Source organism: Nocardioides exalbidus (assembly GCF_900105585.1).
Taxonomy (GTDB): domain Bacteria; phylum Actinomycetota; class Actinomycetes; order Propionibacteriales; family Nocardioidaceae; genus Nocardioides; species Nocardioides exalbidus.
This window is the reverse complement of sequence record NZ_FNRT01000002.1, coordinates 3,807,680-3,829,881: the sequence shown is the minus strand read 5'-3', so window position 1 is coordinate 3,829,881 and position 22,202 is coordinate 3,807,680. Positions and strand designations below refer to the sequence as shown.

Sequence of the window (22,202 nt, the reverse complement as noted above, 5' to 3'; positions counted from 1 at the left end):
ATTGATTGCATCGGCAGACGGCCCCGACGCGAACGTGGTGAAACCTCATGGCGACCAGTGACCAGTGGCAGTGGCTCTCGACCATCGAAGAAGCGATCAACTCAGCCTTCGACCCGATCGCCGACGCCGTCGCCTCCGTGATCTTCTACGCGCCCACGGTCGGCGGGGTCACCTTCCCGCTGATCGTCCTCTGGCTCGTCGTCGCAGCCGGCGTCTTCACGGTGTACTTCAAGGGGATCCAGTTCGTCTCGTGGAGCACCAGCTTCGGCCTGGTGCGCGGGAAGTTCTCGCGAGCGAGCGATCCCGGCGAGGTCACGCACTTCCAGGCGCTGTCCTCGGCGGTCTCGGGAACGGTGGGCCTCGGCAACATCGCCGGCGTTGGAGCCGCAGTCACGCTCGGCGGGCCCGGAGCGACGTTCTGGATGATCATGGCAGGGCTTCTCGGCATGTGCACGAAGTTCGTCGAGTGCACGCTCGGCGTGAAGTATCGCGAGGTGCACGAGGACGGGACGGTTACCGGCGGGCCCTTCCGCTACCTGCCGGTCGCATTCGAACGCTTCGGCCGGACTGCATCGCGCACGCTGACGATCATCTTCGCCGTGGCCCTGTTCTTGTTCGGCGCCGTTGGCGGCAACATGTTCCAGGCCAACCAGACCTACGCCCAGGCACGCGAGGTGACCGGTGGCGATGATGGCTACCTCGGGTCCTCGGGCTCGGCACTCATCTTCGGTCTCGTCCTGGCGTTCCTCGTGGGCGCCGTGATCATCGGCGGCATCTCCTCCATCGCTCAGGTGACCTCGCGACTTGTGCCGGCCATGGGTCTGTTGTACCTGGGCACCTGCGTCCTGGTCATCGCCGCCAACATCGTCAACGTGCCGGCGGCCTTCGGGGAGATCTTCTCCGGAGCCTTCGCACCTAAGGGCGTCGCTGGCGGCGCGATCGGCGTCCTCATCATCGGCTTCCAGCGGGCGGCCTTCTCCAACGAGGCCGGCGTGGGTTCGGCGCCGATCGCCCACGCTGCCGTGAAGACCAAGCACCCGGTGAGCGAGGGCTTCGTCGCCCTCCTCGAGCCGTTCATCGACACCGTCATCATCTGCACGCTCACCGCGCTGACGATCGTGATCGCAGACGCGCCCTACTACGCCGAGCAGCGTGAGGTGGTGGCCGGCGGCGGGCCCACTCCGGACGGAGTGGTGGTGACCTCGCGGGCGTTCGAGACGTTCCTGCCCCAGTTCCCGGTGATCCTCGCGATCGCGGTGGCGCTCTTCGCCTTCTCGACACTCATCACATGGTCCTACTACACGATGAAGGCGTGGACGGAGATCTTCGGTCGCTCGAAGCGGAGCGAGGCGACCTTCAAGGTCGTGTTCTGCACGTTCACCGTGATCGGCAGCGTGATCACCTTCACCTCGGTGCTCACGTTCGCCGACTCCATGCTCTTCGTGTGCGCGATCGTCAACCTGCTGGCCTGCTACCTCCTGCTGCCCAAGGTGCGTGAGGAGCTGCGGTCCTTCCGTGCGGGCAGGCGCAACGGCTCCATCACCGAGGTCCCGGTCGAGGAGCGAGCGACGACGTGAGGCCGTCAGGCTTCGGGGACGGTTCGTCCGCCGACCGCACCGACGTCCGCGGCGGCCGTCACGGGGCCTGCCAGCTGGGCGTAGGTGGTGACCGCCAGCGCGGACGCGAGGCCGATCCCGGCAAGCACGACGCCAGCGTCGAGGAAGCCGTCCCAACCACCATCGGGTCGGACTCCGGCCGCAACGAGCCCGGCGGAGGCCAGCACGACGCCGGTCGTGGCGAAGATTCGGTGCGGCCTCGCGGACTCAACACCCGGCATCCCGCCCCTGAGCGCGCCCCACACGGCCAGTACCGCGGTGCCCCACGCCAAGGACACCAGCAAGGAGCCGATGATGTCGGCGGGTCGGTGCCAGCTCGCCACGAGCATGGCGGCAGCGGTGACCGTGATGGCGGCTAAACCGACGAGGGAGACCGTCGTGCGAGACGCGTCCGGCGCCACGAGCAAGGCCGCGAGGACCAGCGAGGCGACGACGGTCGCATGACCGCTCGGGAAGCTTTCGACCGTCAGGTAGCCGAAGTCCGCACGGTCCGACAGCGCCTTGATCGCCTGGGTCGTGAGGTTGGCGCCCACGACCAGCGCCACGGCCGCGCCAGCAGCGGCATACCGCTGGCGGACCGTTGCCACACCGACCAGCAGCAGCACGGCAACGGCGATCGAGCCCAACGAGACGTAGCCCAGCACGCCCACCAGCCCACGCGTGGTGGCCTCGTCGCCGACGACCACGTCCATCCCGGCCTGGTCGAGCGACTGGCCCAGTCGGGTCTGCTGGCTTCGGCTGCCGAGCCAGACCAGTCCTGTCGTGGAGATGAGGGACACCCCGACGCACGCCGCTGTGCTCCGCCACCGGTGCCAGTGCCTGCGCAGGGGCGCGAGGTCCGGCCGCATGCCGACCATCATGACACCTCGTACGTCGGACGAGGACGCGGACGAGCTGGCTGCTCGAGCTTCCTGGTCAGACCTCGAGGTGATCTCACCTGCGACCCGTGGGTGGTCGCCCCTAGGGAGGCGGTCGCCCCCTGGGCCGCCGTGGCAGTGTGGAACGCGGCGGCGACGTCCATCGCGCCGCGGAGCCTCGTCATTCCGAGCTGGTGGACAGAGTCGTCAGGAGGTAGCCGTTGCTGCGGTTCTTCGTGATCGGGTTGCTGACGGCGGTGGCAGTCCTGACCACCATCGCCGGCGTCATCGGAGGCATGGCGTGGTGGGTCCTCGCTGTGGGCGCTCTGGGTCTGCTGGTCGTGGCGGTCCACGACGTCGCCCAGCGCCGTCACTCCATCTTGCGCAACTACCCGGTACTGGGGCACATGCGCTTCCTGATGGAGGACATGCGTCCTGAGCTCCAGCAGTACTTCATCGAGCGCAACTACGACGGCAGGCCCTTCGACCGGGACACGAGGTCGTCGATCTACCAACGCGCCAAGGGCATCAAGGAGGAGCAGCCGTTCGGAACCGAGCGGGACGTCTACCAGGTCGGCTACGAGTACCTCGTCCACTCGGTTGGCCCGGCGGAGGTGATGAGCTCTCCGCCACGGGTGCGCATCGGGGGCGCGGCGTGCGCCCAGCCGTACGACGTCGCGCTGATGAATGTCTCCTCGATGAGCTTCGGCGCGCTCAGCGCCAACGCCATCGAGGCCCTCAACAGGGGCGCAGCCATGGGCGGGTTCGCCCACGAGACCGGCGAGGGCGGGCTCAGCAAGTACCACCGCAATGGCGGTGACCTCGTCTGGGAGATCGGCTCAGGCTACTTCGGTTGCCGCACGCAGGGCGGGCGCTTCGACGCGTCGAAGTTCGCCGAGACCGCGGCCGACCCGCAGGTCAAGATGACCAGCATCAAGCTGAGCCAGGGCGCCAAGCCCGGCATCGGTGGGGTTCTGCCCGGTGCGAAGGTCACGGCCGAGATCGCCGAGGCCCGCGGTGTGCCCGTTGGGGAGAAGTGCGTGTCGCCGCCGTTCCACACCGCCTTCACGACGCCTCGCGAGCTGCTCCACTTCGTCGCGCGGATGCGCGAGCTCACGGACGCCCGCCCCGTGGGCTTCAAGCTGTGCGTCGGGTCGCGCACCGACTTCCTGGCCATCTGCAAGGCCATGCTCGAGGAAGACATCCAGCCGGACTTCATCATCGTGGACGGTGCAGAAGGCGGCACGGGCGCCGCACCTCTCGAGTACGAGGACCACGTGGGCATGTCGCTCACCGAAGGTCTGATGACCGTCCACGATGCCCTGGTGGGCGCCGGGCTCCGCGACAAGGTTCGCATCGGTGCCAGTGGGAAGGTCACGAACGGCGTCGACATCGTCAAGCGCATCGTCCAGGGCGCCGACTACACCAACTCCGCACGCGCGATGATGATGGCTGTCGGCTGCATCCAGGCACAGAAGTGCCACACCAACCACTGTCCGGTCGGTGTCACGACGCAGGATCCGAAGCGCATGCGGGCTCTCGACGTGCCGAGCAAGGCCGAGCGCGTGCGCAACTACCAGCGCGCGGTGGTCGACCAGGCGACCCAGGTGATCGCATCGATGGGGCTGACCTCGTTCGACCAGCTCGAGCCGCACATGCTGCGCCGACGACTCGCCGACGACCGGGTGGTGAGCTACGAGGAGCTCTACCCACGCCTCGAGCCCGGCGAGCTGCTCGCGGACCCCCCGCCCACCTGGGCGCGCGACTGGAGCGCTGCGGATCCGGACCGCTTCGTCCCCTGAGACCGACCAACCACAGGAGAGTGAGTGCATGACGACCGTCGCCGAGCTGATCATCGAGGCCCTGGCCGAAGAGGGGGTGTCGAGCGTGTGGGGTGTCGTCGGCGACGCCCTGAACCCGGTGACCGATGCGATCCGGCGTGAGGACCGCATCGAGTGGGTGGGCGTCCGGCACGAGGAGGCCGCCGCCTTCGCCGCGAGTGCGCAGGCCCAGCTCACGGACGAGCTCGCGGTGTGCATGGGCACGGTCGGACCCGGTGCCATTCACCTGCTCAACGGCCTCTACGACGCGAAGAAGTCGCACGCGCCCGTCCTCGCGATCGTCGGGCAGGTGCCGCGCGAGGACATCGGCACGGACTTCTTCCAGGAGGTCGACAACGATGCGCTGTTCGCCGACGTGTCGGTGTGGTGCCGCACGCTGACCGACGTCGCCCAGATGCCGCACCTGCTCGAGGAGGCGGTCAATACCGCACTGTCGGAGCGTGGCGTGGCGGTCCTGTCGATCCCCGGGGACGTGGGCGGGCTCGACCTCCCGTCGTCGACCGCGGTGCCGCGATTCGTGCGGCCAGCTCCTCCCGCTGCGGCCGACCCGGACCTCGTCGGGGAGGCGGCGCGTGCCCTGGACCAGGCCGATCGGGTCACCCTGCTGGTGGGGCAGGGCGCACGCCACGCCCGCAGCGAGGTGCTCGCCCTCGCCGAGCGGCTGCACGCGCCCATGGTGCTGTCGCTGAAGGCCAAGGACGGCTTCGAGGACGCCAACCCCTACGAGGTCGGGCAGTCCGGGTTGATCGGCAATCCCGCCACGGCGGAGGCGTTCGCCGCGTGCGACGCCCTGTTCATGATCGGCACCGACTTCCCCTACCGCGAGTTCCTGCCTCAGGGGAAGGTCGTCATCCAGCTCGACGTGCGGAGCACGCACGTCGGACGACGCACGCCGGTCGACCATGCTCTCGTCGGCGACAGCGCTCTCACGCTCCAGGCACTGCTGCCGCTGGTGGCCGAGAAGGAGAGCACCAAGCACCTCGACGCTGCTCGCACGGTCTACGAGGAGTGGGGGAAGGCGCAGGCGAGGCTGGCCGACCCCAGCCACGACAAGAAGCTTCTCGGCCGGCTGCGGGGAAAGGTCGACAACCCCGAGGGCCGCGTGCGTCCCGAGCAGCTCGCGGCGGCCGTCGAGCGGCATGCCGCCGATGACGCTGTCTTCACCACCGACACCGGGATGTCGACCGTGTGGCTCTCGAGGTTCGTCCGGATGACAGGTGGGCGGCGCCTCCTCGGGTCCTACAACCTCGGCTCGATGGCCAACGCGATGCCGCAGGCGTTGGGCGTGCAGTCGCTCGACCGCCGCAGGCAGGTGATCTCGTTCTCCGGCGACGGCGGCCTGACGATGCTCCTCGGAGACCTCATCACCGCCGTCACCCACGACCTTCCCGTGAAGATCATCGTCTTCGACAACGGCCGTCTCGGCATGGTCAAGCTCGAGATGGAGCAGGTCGGACTGGCCGAGTTCGGGACCGTCCTCCACAACCCCGATCTCGCCCAGGTGGCCCGCGCTCTCGGCCTGCACGGCGTGCGTGTCACCGATCCCGCAGACGTCGACGACGCCGTGCGCGAGGCTCTCGCGCACCCGGGACCGGTGCTGCTCGACGTGCTCACGAACCCGGACGAGGTCGCCGTGCCCGGCAAGCCGACGCTGGCGCAGGGGTGGGGCTTCGCGATCGCCAAGACCAAGGAGTTCATCGTCAGCCCGGAGTAGCCGGACATGACCCATCGCCACCACCCCGTCCTGCCGCACACGTCACCGACGCGGCTGAGTCGCACAAGGAGAGACACATGAGCAGGTTCACCAACCGGGTCGCCATCGTCACGGGAGGCGGTTCCGGCATCGGCGCGGCCACCGCACGGCTCCTCGCCATGGAGGGCGCGACCGTCGTGATCGCCGGCCGCCGGGTCGAGAAGCTCGAGGAGGTGGCTGCTTCCGTTGACGGCACCGTCGTTCCGCGCGGTCTCGACGTGACCGATCGCGCGGCCGTCACCGCTGCCGTCGACGAGGTCGCTGCCGAGCACGGGCGGCTCGACGTCCTGGTCAACAACGCCGGGATTGGGCCGTCGGGGTCCGTCGACGAGGTCGGTGACGACGACTGGGACCGGATGATGGCGACGGTCCTCAGCGGGGCGTTCGTCGCCTCGCGCGCGGCCCTGCCCCATCTGGCGCAAGGTGGGGGCAACATCGTCAACGTCTGCTCGGTGTCCGGGATCGGGGGTGACTGGGGAGGCGCTGCGTACAACGCCGCCAAGGGCGGTCTGGCCAACCTGACCCGGGCCATGGCGCTGGACCACGCCGGCGACGGCGTCCGGGTCAACGCCGTCGCGCCCACCTTCACCGAGACGGAGATGACGTCGGGGATGGGCGAGGACGATGACCTGATGAACCGGTTCGTGGACCGGCTGCCGATGGGTCGAGGCGGTGCTGAGCACGATCGTCACGTCGCTGGTCACGCTGATCACCCTCGTCCTGACGGCGATAACAGTGGCCGTGCAACTGGCGATGGCACAGTTCTCACCTCGGATCGTGGGAGCGTTGCTTCGAGACCGTTGGAGCCAGCCCACCCACGGCCTGTTCGCGGCCACCCTCGTCTACGCATCGCTCGCGACCCCGCAGATCGACGACGTGGCCGCCGGCGGCGACGGCTACATGCCCGGGCCGACGATGCTGATCGCCTACCTGTTGATGCTGGTCAGCATCGTCGCCCTGGTGCTGTACGTCCACCACGCCGGTCAGACGCTGCGGGTCGCCGGGCTGATCGACCTGGTCGGTGACCACCTGCACGAGGAGCCGGCGGAGGAAGTCGACGCCCTGGACATCGTCCATCGTCACGGTGTGGAGAGGACCCGGGTGCCTCCCAGGTGCATCACGGTCACGTCGATCTCGCGATGCCGCGCGTGGATGTCGCTGATGTGGCTCCCGGTCAGCGTGTCGCCACTGAGGTAGACGGTGCGCTGAACACCGTCGCGACGACGTGTCAGCAGGCTGCCCATGACGGGCGGGAGAAGGGCACCCATGACTCCGCGCGCGTGCAGTCCGGGCAGTGCCTCGATGGTCAACGTCTCGTCACCCCGAGTGAGCGTCTCCTGTTGCATGGTCTGCAGCCCGTGCGCGGCAAAGTTCCACGTCCGCAGCCGTCGCGCTGCGTTCGGGGTGGTGAACACGGGCTGGTCGCGTCCCAGGCCCGCTCGAGCGACTCGATCGAAGTGGTCGCCGTGGAGGTGGACCAGCACGATGGCGTCAAGGAGCGGGAGGTCGGCCGGTTGCATCGACGGTTCGGTCAGTCGCCGCGACCAGAGTCCCTTGCCGAGATAGGCACGTTGACCTCGGTGCAGGAAGTTGGGGTCGGTGAGCAGCGTGAAGCTGCCCAGCTTGATGATGGTGGTGGCTGTGCCGATGAAGGTCAGGGTGTCCACAAGGTGCCCTCCTTGGTCTCGCGACTCTTGAGCTGGCACGTTCGGGCGCGGGGTGAGCCCGCGGCCTGCGCCCGTCGATCTCGCCGGGGCGTGCCGGCGCCCCTGCGGCCGAGTCAGCCTCGGGTGCGCGGCCGGCGCGTGAGACGGTCCTCGGCCCGGGACTGCGCCCGGCTCCAGTGGGCCTGACCGTGGTGGACCGGTCTCATCAACATCTGTGACACATTCATGTGGCAGACCTGGAGGTCGGACGACGCCACTGCTCGGGTCTCAGATCGCCCGCAGCGCGGCAGTGACAAGGACTGCCACCACGGCGGACAACACTAGTGAGCAGCGACGCCAGAGCATCACCGCGGCCACTCCGACACCCACGGTGTGTGCACCCACAGACCATGAGCGCCCGGTGGCGAACACCGAAGTCACGACCAGCGCGCTAAGAAGCGCGGGTGCCATCAGCACGATGACGCGGGAGAACCAGGGTGGTAGCTCCCGGCCGCCGAGTAGCAACGGGCCGAGCGCCTTGATCAGCACGGTCAGTGTGGCCAGGCCTAGGATCAGGACCCAGACCTGGGTGTAGGTCAGGGTCACTTCGACCTCCGCACCAGTCCGACGAGGGTGACGGTGCTCGCCGCCAGGATTGGCACACCCGGAGGGCTGATCGGCATCAGAGCGAGCGCGAGAAGGCCGCCGCAGACGGCCACCCAGCGAGAATTCGGGTTCCGGAGTTCCGCGAGCAGGAGCGACAGGAAGAACACTGGATAGATCGCGTCCAGGCCCAGCCGGTGCGTGTCACCGAGAGCGTCTCCGAACAGCGCGCCCACGACCGCGCCCACCGACCAGGTCACGTACTGCGGGACCGTCGTACCGAACAACACCCACCGGTCGAAGGTGCCGTCCCCGCGATTGGCGAGCGCCCACGAGGAGTCGACGACGGCTTGTCCCTGCGCTGCGCGCTTCATCGGGCCGCCCGGCAAGGATGGCGCCAGCGCGATACCCATGGCTAGGAATCGCGCGTTCATCAGGCTCCCGGCGGTCAAGGCCGCGGGAATGCCGCCTCCGACAGTGATCACAGACAACGCGGCAAACTGCGCCGAGCCAGCGAAGACAATCATCGCCGTGACGATGGCCTGGGCCACGCTGAATCCTGCCTGTCGGGCCAGCACACCGAATGACGCGCTGAGGAATAAGCCGACCACCCCGAACGGGACGCCCAGCCTGAGGCCACGAAGGAACGCTTCTCGCGCTCCGTCGTCTCTCTCCAATGCCACCGGCGCAGGCTAACAACGCAGGCAGATCCCACCGCCGGCGCACACTCCTGTCTCACACATCGCCCGCAGGCGCGCACGGCTGGGCTCCGCAGGTTCCCCATGTCCCCGGCACGCGGAGGAATGTCGCATGTGGTCCGGTCCAGCGTTGTCGGGACTGAAGGAGACGACGGACAGGAGTCTGCTTCGCTCCGTTATCTGATGCGGACCATGACGGTGCCCGGGCGCCGGACGCCGTGGCTCGAGCTGGCCAGGATACTTGTCGTCGGCACCCTCAGCCGCAGGGTGAGCGAGTGGTTCCCCGACGTCAGCGTGTGGTCCGACTATGGCATCGGGTACGGCTTCGTGCCCCTCGTGCTGCCGCTCGCCGGGCTGATGTGGCTGCGCTCGCGCCGTCAGACCGGGTCGTAGACAGCACAGACAAAGCCCCGGTCGGCGGCGTTCTGGTTCGGGTCGTAGGTGAATACCGTCAGCCTCCCCAGGTTGCTGCCGATCGAGACTGTGCCCCGGGCGCCCTGCCCCAAGGTGCACACGGCGATGTCGTCGGCGTCGTAGACGACGCCCGGCACGGCGATGTCGTAGACGCCCGCAAAGGACCTGGTGACGGTCGGGGTGCCGGTGGCGGGTGCTCGGAACCTCGACCCGGGTCGCAACACCCCAGCGGCGTCCACCCGCACCACCGCGACGGGCACCAGGGCGGAGCTGGCCGCGGGGAACGTGCCGGCCGGACCGGCCGGACCGGCCGGACCGGCCGGACCGGACGGGCCCGCCTGACCGGCCGCGCCCGCCGGACCACGCAGGCGGGCAAGCTCGGTGGCCTTGACGTCCTTGACCTTGAGCGAGCCGTCCTTGACCTGGGCGGAGGTCACGCTGTTCCTGGGCAGGGCGCCGGCGGCGTAGCCGGTGCCACTCAGGGCGACGACTAGAGCGAGGGTGCTGGTGACGTTGGCGTACTTCACGAGGGCTCCTTGGCTCGGGGGCGTCCAGCGACACGCCGGTCGCCGGCTCGAGGGGGTGGGCTGCTCGGGCCGCACGGCCCGCGATCCGATCGTCTCGTAGAGTCGCCGCGATGTCACCGAGCGAGCCCGGCAGCGCCACAGCGCACGCCGTCTCGCCCGACTCCGGGGAGCACTGGACCGCACCGGAAGCGTGGCCGGTGGCCGAGGGCATCCACCGCATCCCGCTGCCTAACGACGGCCTGCGCTCCGTCAACGTCTACCTGGTGGCGACCGACGACGAGCGCGGCCGACGTCGAGTGCGCACGATGTGGCATTGCGCCGCCCAGATAGCCGCCGAGTCCGGCGGTGCCCATTCCGATCATGCCGAGACCGGCGTCGGGCGTCGGGCTGTGGGGCGTCGCTGGTCGCACGTATCGTTGCGGCGCCACGTGCGCGTGGGGCGTTCTACGCTGCCGCACTCACGGGGTGGGCGTGTTGGGTGGCGTGGCTCGGTGACTGCGCGCGGCGTACTCGGTGATCGCGATGAGGGCGACGATGGTTGCTGGTCCGGTGATGTTGGTGATGACGACGGCTGCGGTGATGGGCGCGAGGAGCGAGACGAGGATCGAGGTGGTGGCCTCGACCGCCAGGCCGGCCGCCCACATCAGGGTCAGACGTGCGTGCAGACGCCGCTGGGCGGGGTCAGTGTCGAGGCGCTCGTCGAATGCGTGGCGGTCGGCGGACAGGTCGCGGCGGATGCGTGCGATGAGGGGACGGCTCCAGGTCAGCGACCACAGGGCGAACGCTGCGATGACGAGCGTGATGACGCCGTCCTTGACGAGGAGGATGCGCGCGTTGCCGGTGAGCCACGCCAACGCGAACGACAGCCCGAACCGCAGCAGGACCAGGCCACCGAGCGCGTTGAACGGTTCCCCGCGGAGCCGGTCGACGGCCAGTGCCAGCACACTGACAGCAGCAGAACCGGCCAGCGCCCAGACCGGTGACCACCCGGCAGCCACCAGCAGCAGGTAGGAGGCGATGGGCAGGACGACGTTCTGCCCGACGCCCACCGCGGTGCCGACCCACTCCGGCCGACGGCTCACGGTTCTGAGCCAGACTCGGGCTCGTGTTCTGTCCCAGGCTCTTGCCCGACGAGGGCGCTACGTAGCTTGGCGAGCAGGTGGTGCAGCTGGGCTGTCTCGTCCGTGTCGAGGCCGGTCACTTCCTCGCTAGCGAGGCTGGCGACCAAGGGGCGTACGCGGGCCAGCACGTCGTGACCGTCGCGGGTGAGTCGGATGGGTGCCCGGCGGCCTCGCCCTCGAGGGCCGTGACGCTCGACGAGTCCGCGCTGGACGAGCGAGTCGATGAGCGCGGCCATGGACTGGGGGCGGACGAGGATGGCACGGGCGAGGTCGGACGAGCTCAGGTCGTCGCCGTCGGCCAGTGCGCTCAGCACACCGAACTGCTGACCGTTGAGTCCCTCAACAGCGAAGATGGTGTCGAAGCGGCGGCGTGCCAGGTGCCCGATCTGGACGACCGGCCACAGCACCGGCGGCCAGACCGCGGACGGCCGGGCCGTTGACTGCGCCGCGGGTCGGGACTGTCCGGTCACGTGGTGCTCCGGGTCAGGGTGCGGTAGCCGTGGATGAGGTTCGTCGCGGCGGTGAGTGCCATCCCGGCGGCTGGTCCGCTGGTGCGGGCCACCCACGTGGCCGGTCCGAGGGATTCGCGGATCCGGGGGCGTGCGCGCCGATCCACCACGTGGTGGTAATCCGCCAGAGCGACCGGGAGGGTCACCGCGCCAGACGTGACCCGGTCCACGGCACCAAGGAGGTCGGCGGCGTCCTCGATGGCGGTCGCGGCGGACTGGCCAGCGGTGGGTGGCATGGCGTGGACCGCGTCGCCGAGGGCGGTGACGTTCGACGCCGGCCACCCGAACGTCGGCGCGGTCGGGTCGGAGGCGTGGAAGCGGTAGGTGCCGATCTGGTCGGGCGGGGTGGTGGACATCAGGTGCCGTGCCCACGGCGCCCACCCGCGAGTGCGTGCTGAGGCCTCGACCAGGTCTGGCAGCCGGCGCTCGGACGCGGCCCGGGTCAGGATGAGACCCCAGATCCAGGACGGCTCCTCGATGTGTGCCGGGCCCGCTCCTGGATCGACGTCTGCTGTCGCGGGGTCATGGCGGCTGAGGAACAGCCCGACGCCCCGCGGACCGAACGCAAGAGCGGGCCCCGCGGTGAGGTACGGCGGCGCCTTGCGGTCAATGGCTGCGACGTCGAGATGGCGGCCGGCCAGGCCCACGAGACCGATCGGTGCAGACGTGGGGCGGCCGGCAGCCTGGCTGGCGATCGCCGAGCCGACCCCGTCAGCAGCGACCACCAAGTCGCAGGCGACCTCCGTGCCGGACCGCGTGAGCACGCGGACCGACGAACCCTCTCGGACGAAGCCGGTGGCTTCCTCACCAAGCCTCACGTGGGCGCCCAGGCCTGTCGCGAGCGTGACACGCAACGGGCGTCGGCCAACCAGCATGTGCCGGCCCCCCTCAGGCCTCACGCGCCCGAGCAGGCGCAGCTGCCGATCCGCGAGGTGCATCGCCGTGAACGACTCCGGCCCCGCGCTGGCAGCGCGCAGGGACTGCCACACCATGGGCGGCAGCTCGCGCGCGAGAGAATCGACTGCGCTCGTGCCCAGATGCAGGCGATAGCCACCCGTGTGCGCGAGGTCGGTGTCCCGCTCGAGCACGACAACGTCGAGTCCGCGCCTGACAAGCCCCTGCGCGAGCGCAAGCCCACCGATGCCGGCACCGACCACGACGACTCGCATCCTCGCACGATAGTTTCAGTATGCTGAAACTGTCGAGAGCGCTTCAGATCGCCACAAGTCGCGACTCACCGCCCACAGCCGTCGCGGCGCACGTACATCCGGACATCGGCTGCTTGTTTCATTGACGTAGGACCGGTGTCTGGCGAGGCTCGGTCCAGGCGCCCGGGTCGTCGCTCTCATTTCGGCTGCCCACGCTGGTCGTGTGGCTCTCATTTGGCCTGCGCGGTCCCGGGCGTCGCCAGGGCCAGGAGAGGCTCAAGAGGGGATTGCCCAGCTCGAAGCAGCGTTGCCCTCCCGACTCGACAACCAGTGATGGAGCGAGCATCGGAGGAGCTGATGAAGGACGAGAGCAGTCGTGTGGTGATCGGGATGGACCCGCACAAACGGTCGGTGACGATCGAGGTGATGACAGCCGACGAGACCGTCCTCGGTGGCGGTCGGTTCGGCACTGACGAGGTCGGGTTCGCCGAGATGGGGCGCTATATCAGCCAGTTCCCTGACCACGTCTGGGCGATCGAAGGATGCTCGGGGATCGGTCATCACGTCGCGGTCAGGCTGCTCGCCGCGGGCGAGGAGGTCGTCGATGTGCCGCCGAAGCTGACGGCGCGAGCCCGGGTGTTTTCCACCGGTCAGGGGCGCAAGACCGACGCCACCGACGCGCACTCCGTCGCCCTGGTCGGGACCCGGATGGCCGGACTGCGTCCGGTCGTCGACGACGAGCAGCTCGCAGTGCTGCGGCTCCTGGTCGATCGGCGTCGCTCGCTGGGCGAGGAGCACACCCGCAAGACGTCGCAGCTGCACCAGCTGCTGCTCGAGTTGATCCCCGGTGGCGCGAAGCGCGACCTGTCTGCGGCTCAGGCCAAGGCGCTGCTGGCCAAGATCCGACCACGCGATGTCGTCGGCAAGACCCGCCGCCGCGTGGCCGCCGAGCTCGTCGCGGACCTCGAGCGGATCTACGCCCGGAAGAAGGAAGCGAACAAGGAGCTCACCGAGCTCGTGAAGGACACCGGAACCACGCTGTTGGACCTGCACGGCATCGGACCCACCGGCGCAGCACGGCTGCTGGTCGAGGTCGGAGACATCACCCGGTTCCCGAACAAGGCCCACTTCGCGTCCTGGAACGGCACCGCACCCATCGACGCGTCCTCCGGTGACCAGACCCGGCACCGGCTGTCCCGCAAAGGCAACCGGCAGATCAACCGGGTCCTGCACACGATGGCCCGCGTGCAACTGCGCAATCCCACCCAGGGCAGGGCCTACTACGACCGCAAGAAGGCCGACGGGAAAGCACCCATGGAAGCCATGCGGTGCGTGAAGCGCCGACTGTCCGACATCGTCTTCCAGACCATGCTCAACGACGCCGTCCGCACCACCAGGACACCAACGAGGACGGGCCCGGGAGGGCAACGGAGCAACGACTCTGACTCCAGCGCGGCTGGCTCACAGCCCCACACCAACTCTTCGGACAAGCCACTTCCCGGACCCGCCAGAACCCAGCCTAAGACAACACTCCCGGCAGCTTCTTGACACAGAGGGGTGCCAGATCTGGTCGCTCGCCCAGGTGCAAGGCGGTGAGCCCACCCTGGCCCGGCTCGAACGGGCAGCCTCCCTCTCCGCGTGCTGGGCGGCGCTGTGGGGTGCAGCCACCGCCTAGGGCAAGGTCTGGTGGAAGGTAGCTCGGCGGGCGCGGGAGAGGCCACCGCGTTTCCGCAATTGGAGGATGCGGACGTTCATCGCGGTCACGGACAGGAGCGCGGTGATTGGCGACGTTGGCGGGTCCGCGGGCGTCGCGCGGGGCCTTCGTACGACCCCCCGCCTTGCACCTGCCGGTGGTCGAGTTCGACCTGGATCGGAACCGACAGCGGGATGAGTAGCGGGGGAGCGCGTGCGACGTGAGTCGTGGACCGTTTATGGACCGTAAACACTCTCGAAAATGCTCAAACTGCGACCGATTCAGTCAACGCAAACGGGCCGCCCTGACGCCGGCGTTCCGTGTCTTCGCAGGTCAGGGCCCTCTCCTGCAAGAGAAGTCAAAAGATGGACGGCCGTCGAAAGTGCGCGTTGAGTGTCAGGGGGTCGCAGGTTCAAATCCTGTCAGCCCGACCGAAATGAAGCCCCTGACCTGCGGAAACGCAGGTCAGGGGCTTCGTCGGATTTGAGCCAAATGCCCCGGATAGCCCGTTTATGGACCATAAACGCTTCGCGGCCGTCACAGTGCATCAGGTTGGGTCAAGATCGCGAAGGCCCCCGATTCGTGAGAAGAGCAGCGTTTGCGCAGGTCAGAGGTCTGTGCGGAAGATGAGCACCATCGTCGTGCAGGGACGATCTGACCCGTTGAGGTCTCGGGGTCGCAGGTTCAAGTCTGTTCGGCCCGACCGAGAAGAACCTTCTTGACCTGTGGAAACGCAGATCAGGAACCGTGGGTAGATTTGAACTGCAAAGCCCCGTGTTCTCGTCGATGTCTCTGGGACGACGCTGGTCCCCCTGAAGCCGTCCGCGGGTAGCAGGGGAGCGGCGCGGCTGGTGGGGGCTGTCGCTACTTCAGCGCGGTCGTCACCACGGCAATCACTACGACGGCGCGATGTGTCGCGGGTGTGCGGCGCTCGGCGCTCGGCGCGTGTGCCAACCGGCCCTGAATGAAGTCGCCCAACTCAGTGTCAGGTCTTTCGTGACCCTGGCGCTCGGTCCATCTGGTGCGCGGTGCGCAGGGCGCTTGCCCGCCGTGGGAGCGATCGTGGTCGTCCGAGGTGAGACGGTCAGTTTGGCTGGCTGGTCACCCCGCGATGTGGAGTCCGGCGAGCCCGTACGGAACGGAAGCAGCCTGCCCCTCTGTTGCGGGTGCGCCTTGATCGCTCAACACGCGGGCAACCCTGTGTAGGTGTCCCCGATGGAGGAGGTGGGTGAGGATGAATGGGCAGACCAGTCGACGAATTCGCTCGTCGAGACGCTCGCACTGTCGCGTCGCAGCGCCGCGCGTCACTGCTGAGGCGCGGCAAGAGACTCGAGAATCTAGCGGTCGACGTCATCAGCGCATTGGCGGAACGAGATTCGGCTGTGGCTCAAGCAGAACTCAGAGCTGGCGAGGCGATCCGTCAGATGACGCACGTCGAGGGCCTGAACGTCCGTGACGTCGTGGACTGGTGCGGGGGGAAGCTGAGCCTCCGCGAGGCCAGAAGGCTGCGTGGACTAGCAGCGTCCGGCGAGGAAGATCAGCCGGCACCCTGAGATGACGACATCCCTCTGCACCGGTTGGAGCCCGCGCCGAGGGCGACGATCTGACCATGATCAAGTTGCTTGATGTGGCGTGGTGGCTTCCGGTCTTGCCTCGCGAAGTTCAGCGTGCCTCGAGATCGAAGAAGAGGAAGCCGAGGAACTGGCCTCCGGGCTCGACGCCGCGAGGCAGCACCTCGACGGGGGTGTCGGGATCGGCCGGGGGTTCGTGGATTCCGACGATCCGGAAGCCACCCTCAGCGAATGATGTCGCCATGGTGCTCAGCGGCCGGTGGAAGAACGTCAGGTCGACGCTGCGGCCAGCGAACTCGTAGTCCTCTGTGTACTTGGTGACCCCGAAGTACTCGAGATCCGGGTGGACGATAGGGAACGCGCCTGGATGGTTCACCGAGATCAGCAGACGTCCCCTCGGTCCGAGAACCCGGTTGAACTCGGACAACGGGTCGGACCAATTCGGTAGGTAGTGCAGCACCAGTGACGCCACCACGATGTCAAAAGTGTCGTCGTCCCAGGGCAGCGGCTCGGCCAGATCGTGCACGCGCAGGTCCGCATCCGGCAGGTTGCGCCGCGCGATCTCGATCATTGCGGCACTGAGGTCGAACCCGCTGACCTCGCCGCCGGCTTCAGTCAAAGACACACTGGCGGGACCGGACCCGCACCCGGCGTCGAGGATCCGTTTCCCGCGGACATCGCCCAACAGGCGGAGCATCGCCGGTTTCTCGTACCAGGCATTGAAGAAGCCGCTAGCGTTTGCAGAGGCATAGGCCTCGGCGAACTGGTCGTAGTCGCTGTCCACCATGACCTTCAGCCTGCCATCTCTGCCAGATGGGCATCGACGGCGTCGGGGGGTATACACTCCTTCGGATCCGGCAATCCGTGGATGTGTCCATGTCTCAGCAGACCAAGAAGAGGTGGACAGTCGACCAGGACAGCATGAGCGAGCTCTTGCACGACATCAATCACCGCGATCGAAACATGAGCGGCAATCGCGACCACTCTTGAGGGGCAGCCCTCGTTAACACATGGCGGGTCCCAGCGCGACGCGCGTGCCTCGATCCGGGCATCCCTCGTCACGCTTCCGGCTTCGGCTCACCGCTACATGTTGATCCCATGTCGTGGCCAGGCACCGACCTCGGACGACTCGTCGTACGTGTTCGTGTTCGCGTGCCGCGCCGCATCGTCGGTAGCGGCAGCCGTTTCACTGAAGACCCGGTCCGCGAATTGTGCCTCTTGCACACCCAGTCAGGTCGATGGGGTCGGCGCGCACGCCGCTCGATCCCGCATTGTGTTGACCAGGTCCGGGTAGTCCGTCGATGTGGCCGACTCTGCGACGACTGGAGACGCGGCAATGAGGTGAATCTGGCCTGCTGAACGGGCCAGTCGAGTTGCCTCGAGTTGCAACATGTGTAGGCAACCGGCGTCGATTGATGTCACGCCTTGGGCGTCAACGTCGACGACATTGCAGTTGCGGCGTCTGAGGAAGGTGAATACGTCAGAGAGACGTTCGGTGGCGCCATCATCGAAGTCGCCGGCCAATATCAGACGAGCGCCAGAACGCAGAAGGATGCAATTCAGTACGGGTCGCATGCGAGACCCCCCGTTCAGGACAAAGACGCCTGGTCCCGACGCCATCAGTGCTGAATCTACATGCAATAGAGGAAGCGCTCCCTCGGTCGTCAACCATCGACGTGCCAAACGACAGCGGAACTGCAGCGTTCACAGCTCTTGGCAGATGGCCCTACAAAGGACACGCTGAGGCTGCAGAGTCGTGAGTCGCGGGTCGATCGTGAAACGTAGCTGTGAGGTCGCTGACCGCCGCGCGCAGCCAAGGGCGTAGATGTTCCACGCCTTGACCGCGGCGTCGGGTCGGATGTCCGTACAGGGTCTGCGACAAGCGGCTCATCGCGACGCCAGGAAGATCGCATCGAGACGGTCGCGCTGTGCTCGTTGGCCGCGCCTGTGGGCATGGCGAGACGCCTTGCTCGTTCGCGCTGTGGTGCAGCGGAGGTTGGCAGTCGGGTGACCGTCTCATCGGCAGCAGCCTCATCACTCTTCCGTCGTGAGTCGCGGGCGTCGGTGGGCGGGGGGCACTCGCCAGCCTTCATGCATGGGGCTGCGCATGGTGGGCTCATCCGGGGGTACTTCGCCGCAGGCTCCCGTGACGTCGCGACGTCACCGGGGCTCAGGCCCGGGTGGTCATGAAGCGGCCACCCGGGCTGTCTAGAGCGTTCGGAGTGTCTACGATGCTCAGCATCGCTTCACATGGGAGGGCAACAGATGTCGGATCGAGGCAACTTCGCCGAACGTGTGGCAGAGGCCTCGCGAAAGTTGACTGGCAGGTCGGGCAAGGACGACACGCTGCTCGGGATCGCCGAGGCGGCTGTCGAACTCGTCTCCGGCTGTGACGTCGCCGCGGTGTGCGTGCTCCGGCACGGCCGCCACGACACGTGTGCCCACACGGACTCGTCGGTCCAGCAGCTCGATGACCTTCAGCGTGAGCTGGGAGAGGGTCCGTCCATCACGGAGCTGAACTCGATGGATGTCATCTACGTGCCCGACCTGATGGCTCCGCTACCGTGGCCCAACTGGGGCAAGAAGGTGGCAGGCGAGGCGGGAATCCGCTCGTACCTGGGGTTTCGTCTGTTCACGGATGCAGACAGCATCGGAACGCTGAACCTGTACGCGTACGAGATCGATGCGTTCAGCTATCAGGACCGTCTCGACGGAATGGTGGTGGCCGCGCACTCGGCTGTGGCCCTGGACTCATCGGTCGAGAAGGAGCAGCTCCACACCGCACTGACGAGTCGCCAGCTGATCGGTGAGGCCACCGGCATGCTTCGGGTCCAGTACTCGCTCACGACGGAACAGGCATTCGGCGTCTTGAAGCGGATCTCCTCCGAGCAGAACATCAAGCTGTTCTCGGTGGCCGAGCAAGTCGTCGAGACGGGGTCGTTGCCCGGCTCCCCGGTGTGAGCTCGAAGCCGCCGCAGCTCTTGGCGTCGCGGTCAGAAGACGCTACAGGCTCACCCGGGCAGACCTCTCCAGGGGTGAGGTGCACTGGCGGCGCTCACGCGATGCTGAAGTTCAGCAACGATCACAGATCGGGGCCTGTGAACCTCCACACCTGATCGAAGTTGGGAACTGATGGCCCTGCACCTCGCCGCTGCGTCCGATCGGTCCCGGGTGGTGCTGGTCGTCGGCGGCACGTCCGGGATAGGTCTGGCGACAAGCGCCCTACTGGCGGATTCGGACGTCCGTCTCGCGATCGCGGCCCGAGACGAAGTGGCGTTGGCGCGCGCGGCCGCCGCCTTGTCGGGCGATCCATTGCTGGTGCAGGTTGACCTGACCGATGATGCGTCGGTCGCGGCCGGTCTCGACGCCGTGATGACGACGTACGGACGCATCGACGGCGTGGTCTCCACAGCCCAGGTGATGGCCTATGGACGGGTCGAGAAGATCCCCGCTGATGTCTTCGACGTGGTCGTGCAGACGGCGATCCAGGGAACGGCGCACCTGGCACGTGAGGTCCTTCCGATCTTCCGGCGACAGGGCCGTGGAACGTTGGTCGTGGTCAGCTCGCTCCTCGCACACATTGCCGTGCCTGAGATGGGTGCCTACAACGCCGCGAAGTGGGGCCAGTTGGGGCTGGTCCGCGCGCTTCAGATGGAGCTTCGAGGCGAACGCGACATTCATGTCTGCCTGGTGTCTCCGGGTGCCGTCGACACCCCGATCTACGATCAGGCGGGTTCGTATGCGGGCAGCGCGGGTTCGGCTCCGCCTCCTGTTGTGCCTGCAGCGCGGGTGGCCACAGCGGTGGTGGAATGTCTCGAGCGTCCGCGGCGCCATGTCCACGTCGGTCCCGCCAATGTGGCCGCTATCGGAGCGTTCCGTTTCCTCACCCCGTTGTACGACCGCGTCGCGGGATCGCTCGTACGGCGAGTGGTGCTGCGAGGGCCAGCGGTGGACAGGCACAGCGGGAATGTTCTGGCGGCTGTTCCCGAGCAAGAGTCCGAGTCGGCGGGCTGGACTTTCGGCGGTCGTCGACGAGGCGCCAACGGACGTCCTCGCTGGCGCCGAGGTGCGTTGCGGTGACGAGTCCCGCCGGCCCTCAGGTCGTCCTGGTCACGGGCGCCTCGAGCGGCATCGGTCGTGCCACAGCACTCGAGGCAGCGCGTCACGGTGACCACGTGACACTCCTCGCCCGCGGTGAGACCGACCTGCTGGGTCTGATGGACGAGTGCCTCGGCGCCGGAGCTGCGTCCGCCTCTGTGGCCGCGGCAGATGTCACCGACGACGATCGCATCGCCGAGGTAGTCGCGGACTTGGTGGCAGCCCATGACCGAATCGACGCCGTGTTCCACTGCGCAGGCGTCGTGACCTACGGTCGCGCCGAAGAGGTCCCGCACGAGGACTTCGCTGCTGTCGTATCCACCAATCTCATCGGGTCTGCAGTCGTGGCCCGACACGTCGTACGCGCCTTCCGCCGACAAGAACACGGGGTCTTGGTGCTGGTCGGTTCACTGCTGGGGCACATCACGATCCCGGAGATGACGCCCTACGTGGTCTCCAAGTGGGGCGTACGTGCGCTGGCGAAGCAGCTCTCGCTGGAGAACCTCGATCTTCCGCACATCCACGTCGCACACGTCGCGCCCGGCAGCGTCGACACCCCGATCTACGACAACGCGCTCGACTCTGCCGGGGCGGTCAATGCTCCGCCGCCACCCGTCATCAGCCCGGAGCGGGCGGCACAGGTCGTGTACCGCCAACTTCGGTCGCCGCGAGCCCAGTCGCAGACGGCGATGACCAACTATGCGCTCATCTGGTCGCACGATCTACTGCCCTTCGTGTGGCGGCGCTTGGTCGGCCCTGTGTTCCATGCCGTGTCTCGTCGTCACACCGAAGTGAAGGACAGGCAGTAGTCGTGCCTGTGCTCCCGCCGCTGCCCGACGTCGACGACACCCTTGGGATGAGAGCCTGGGTGGGCGCGCACCTGGGTCATCTCCTGTTGGAGGGACCTGATGACGTCCGAGGTGGTGGGCACCGGGGAGGCCAGGCCGCGGCCGATGCCGCCCTCGCGGCGTTCGACGTGACCGCCTACGCGCGCTCACGTTCGACGGTGCTGCCTGAGCGCCGTCGCGGTGCCAGCCGGCTCTCGCCGTACGTCCGGCACGGGCTCCTGAGCCTGCCGGAGGTCTGGGACGCCGTGGCCGACGGACCGCCGCAGGACCGCCGGCGGTACCGCGACGAGTTACTGTGGCAGGAGTTCGCTCGCCACCTCTACGCCCGCCTCGGACCGGCCCTGGCCGAGCCGCTGCGCTTCCATCCTCCCGAGCGGCTCGTCGAGCAGGAGTGGGACGAGGACATGGCCTGCGTGTCGTGGGTGCGGGCCGAGCTCGAGAACGACGGCTGGCTTGTGAACCAGACCCGCATGTGGTGGTCCTCGCACTGGACGGTCCGACACGGACGCAGCTGGCGGGAGGGGGAGGACGACTTCTTCCGCCACCTGCTCGACGGGTCACGCGCGGCCAATCGACTCGGCTGGCAGTGGACGATCGGTTCGGGGACGGGCAAGCCGTACGGTTTCAGCCGCTGGCAGGTCGAGAAGCGTGCGCCACAGCTGTGCCGCTCGTGCCCGTTGAGTCACGCCTGCCCGATCCAGGACTGGCCCGATGCGCCACGAGGCCCCGCGGTCGAGCGCAGCCTCGTGTCCGAACGGACGGAGGTCGCGGTGCCGGGCGCCGGACCGGACGCTCCCGTTGTGCGAGGCGACCCGGAGGCGGTCTGGGTGACCGCCGAGTCACTGGGCGACCGCGATCCTGCGCTGGCTGCACACCCCGACCTGCCGGTGGTATTCGTGTTCGACGAACCGCTGCTGTACTCGCTGCGGCTGTCGGGCAAACGACTCGTGTTCATCGCCGAGTCCTTGGCTGACCTGTCCGGGCGCCGCGACGTCGAGGTTCGACTCGGCCAGGTGCCGCAGGAGCTGGCCGGCACGCCACTCGCGACCACCTTCGCCCCCGTGCCCGGGTTCGCGCGGCACTCGTCGGCGATGACGCTCGCAGGCTTGTACCCCTGGCCGTGGCTGGCCGCGCCCCGCAACCAACGACTCAGCTCGTACAGCGCGTGGCGCAAGGGTGTGGACCGGTGACGGTGGCGACCTCGACGAGAGCCTTGAGGAAGCCGAGAAACAGTCTCGAGGGTCACGTGAACATTGCCC

General features: G+C 67.8%; 19 protein-coding genes and 1 pseudogene. 11 read left to right on the top strand and 9 right to left on the bottom strand.

Features of this window, described 5'->3' with window-relative positions; all coding sequences use genetic code 11:
- The first annotated feature begins 47 nt into the window (after positions 1–47).
- Positions 48–1,577 (top strand): alanine/glycine:cation symporter family protein, encoded by a 1,530-nt coding sequence (locus BLV76_RS18595; protein WP_090971038.1) that lies wholly within the window; start codon positions 48–50, stop codon positions 1,575–1,577.
- A 5-nt stretch (positions 1,578–1,582) separates the two neighbouring features.
- Here BLV76_RS18595 and BLV76_RS18590 read toward each other — a convergent pair whose 3' ends face one another.
- Positions 1,583–2,308 (bottom strand): phosphatase PAP2 family protein, encoded by a 726-nt coding sequence (locus BLV76_RS18590; protein WP_175539741.1) that lies wholly within the window; start codon positions 2,306–2,308, stop codon positions 1,583–1,585.
- Positions 2,309–2,694: 386 nt separating this feature from the next.
- Between BLV76_RS18590 and BLV76_RS18585 the strand changes: the two genes are divergently transcribed.
- The 4 genes and pseudogenes from BLV76_RS18585 to BLV76_RS23480 all read left to right on the top strand — a co-directional run bounded on the left by BLV76_RS18585 (position 2,695) and on the right by BLV76_RS23480 (position 7,264).
- On the top strand, positions 2,695–4,275 hold the full coding sequence (locus BLV76_RS18585) for an FMN-binding glutamate synthase family protein (protein ID WP_217630392.1): 1,581 nt from the start codon (positions 2,695–2,697) through the stop codon (positions 4,273–4,275).
- A gap of 28 nt (positions 4,276–4,303) precedes the next feature.
- On the top strand, positions 4,304–6,028 hold the full coding sequence (locus BLV76_RS18580; RefSeq protein ID WP_090971034.1) for a thiamine pyrophosphate-dependent enzyme: 1,725 nt from the start codon (positions 4,304–4,306) through the stop codon (positions 6,026–6,028).
- A 77-nt stretch (positions 6,029–6,105) separates the two neighbouring features.
- A pseudogene (locus BLV76_RS23485) lies at positions 6,106–6,735 on the top strand (SDR family NAD(P)-dependent oxidoreductase); the annotation flags it as partial.
- 4 nt (positions 6,736–6,739) lie between these two features.
- Positions 6,740–7,264, top strand: coding sequence for a DUF2254 family protein (locus BLV76_RS23480; RefSeq protein ID WP_425433743.1), 525 nt, complete (start codon positions 6,740–6,742; stop codon positions 7,262–7,264).
- On the opposite strand, the gene BLV76_RS18570 is transcribed toward BLV76_RS23480, so the two are convergent.
- The 3 genes from BLV76_RS18570 to BLV76_RS18560 all read right to left on the bottom strand — a co-directional run bounded on the left by BLV76_RS18570 (position 7,147) and on the right by BLV76_RS18560 (position 8,927).
- Positions 7,147–7,734: an MBL fold metallo-hydrolase gene (locus BLV76_RS18570; RefSeq protein WP_090971030.1), complete on the bottom strand. Its 588-nt coding sequence runs from the start codon at positions 7,732–7,734 to the stop codon at positions 7,147–7,149. The genes BLV76_RS23480 and BLV76_RS18570 overlap by 118 nt on opposite strands.
- A gap of 267 nt (positions 7,735–8,001) precedes the next feature.
- A complete protein-coding gene (locus BLV76_RS18565) occupies positions 8,002–8,319 on the bottom strand; it encodes an AzlD domain-containing protein (protein WP_245734754.1) in 318 nt (105 codons plus the stop codon).
- On the bottom strand, positions 8,316–8,927 hold the full coding sequence (locus BLV76_RS18560; protein WP_245734945.1) for an AzlC family ABC transporter permease: 612 nt from the start codon (positions 8,925–8,927) through the stop codon (positions 8,316–8,318). The genes BLV76_RS18565 and BLV76_RS18560 overlap by 4 nt, the downstream gene beginning before the upstream one ends.
- Positions 8,928–9,197: 270 nt before the next feature.
- On the opposite strand from BLV76_RS18560, the gene BLV76_RS18555 reads away from it, so the two are divergent.
- A complete protein-coding gene (locus BLV76_RS18555; protein WP_090971028.1) occupies positions 9,198–9,407 on the top strand; it encodes a hypothetical protein in 210 nt (69 codons plus the stop codon).
- Here BLV76_RS18555 and BLV76_RS22690 read toward each other — a convergent pair.
- The 4 genes from BLV76_RS22690 to BLV76_RS18540 form a co-directional block, all read right to left on the bottom strand.
- The gene (locus BLV76_RS22690; protein ID WP_175539740.1) at positions 9,392–9,955 is read right to left on the bottom strand and encodes a hypothetical protein; all 564 of its coding nucleotides are present in this window, start codon (positions 9,953–9,955) and stop codon (positions 9,392–9,394) included. The two genes, BLV76_RS18555 and BLV76_RS22690, sit on opposite strands and share 16 nt — an antisense overlap.
- Positions 9,956–10,413: 458 nt before the next feature.
- Positions 10,414–11,037, bottom strand: coding sequence for a VC0807 family protein (locus BLV76_RS22685; RefSeq protein WP_175539739.1), 624 nt, complete (start codon positions 11,035–11,037; stop codon positions 10,414–10,416).
- Entirely contained in the window at positions 11,034–11,546 is a 513-nt protein-coding gene (locus tag BLV76_RS18545) for a MarR family winged helix-turn-helix transcriptional regulator (RefSeq protein WP_090971025.1), read from the bottom strand. Before BLV76_RS18545 ends, BLV76_RS22685 begins: the two co-directional genes overlap by 4 nt.
- Positions 11,543–12,754 carry an FAD-dependent oxidoreductase gene (locus tag BLV76_RS18540; RefSeq protein WP_090971024.1) on the bottom strand — a complete coding sequence of 404 codons (1,212 nt, stop codon included), beginning with the start codon at positions 12,752–12,754 and terminating at the stop codon, positions 11,543–11,545. Before BLV76_RS18540 ends, BLV76_RS18545 begins: the two co-directional genes overlap by 4 nt.
- Positions 12,755–13,090: 336 nt before the next feature.
- Here BLV76_RS18540 and BLV76_RS18535 point away from each other — a divergent pair, with 336 nt between their 5' ends.
- Positions 13,091–14,281 (top strand): IS110 family RNA-guided transposase, encoded by a 1,191-nt coding sequence (locus BLV76_RS18535; RefSeq protein ID WP_090972957.1) that lies wholly within the window; start codon positions 13,091–13,093, stop codon positions 14,279–14,281.
- Positions 14,282–16,088: 1,807 nt separating this feature from the next.
- On the opposite strand, the gene BLV76_RS18530 is transcribed toward BLV76_RS18535, so the two are convergent.
- Positions 16,089–16,784, bottom strand: a complete 696-nt coding sequence (locus tag BLV76_RS18530) for a class I SAM-dependent methyltransferase (RefSeq protein ID WP_090971022.1) — start codon at positions 16,782–16,784, stop codon at positions 16,089–16,091.
- Between the two features lie 1,463 nt (positions 16,785–18,247).
- Here BLV76_RS18530 and BLV76_RS18525 point away from each other — a divergent pair.
- From BLV76_RS18525 to BLV76_RS18510, 4 genes are all read left to right on the top strand, one after another.
- Positions 18,248–18,958 carry a GAF and ANTAR domain-containing protein gene (locus BLV76_RS18525; protein WP_090971020.1) on the top strand — a complete coding sequence of 237 codons (711 nt, stop codon included), beginning with the start codon at positions 18,248–18,250 and terminating at the stop codon, positions 18,956–18,958.
- Positions 18,959–19,129: 171 nt separating this feature from the next.
- On the top strand, positions 19,130–20,077 hold the full coding sequence (locus BLV76_RS18520; RefSeq protein ID WP_090971018.1) for an SDR family NAD(P)-dependent oxidoreductase: 948 nt from the start codon (positions 19,130–19,132) through the stop codon (positions 20,075–20,077).
- On the top strand, positions 20,074–20,904 hold the full coding sequence (locus BLV76_RS18515) for an SDR family NAD(P)-dependent oxidoreductase (protein WP_175539738.1): 831 nt from the start codon (positions 20,074–20,076) through the stop codon (positions 20,902–20,904). The genes BLV76_RS18520 and BLV76_RS18515 overlap by 4 nt, the downstream gene beginning before the upstream one ends.
- A 59-nt stretch (positions 20,905–20,963) precedes the next feature.
- The gene (locus BLV76_RS18510) at positions 20,964–22,133 is read left to right on the top strand and encodes an FAD-binding domain-containing protein (protein ID WP_245734753.1); all 1,170 of its coding nucleotides are present in this window, start codon (positions 20,964–20,966) and stop codon (positions 22,131–22,133) included.
- Positions 22,134–22,202: the final 69 nt, after the last annotated feature.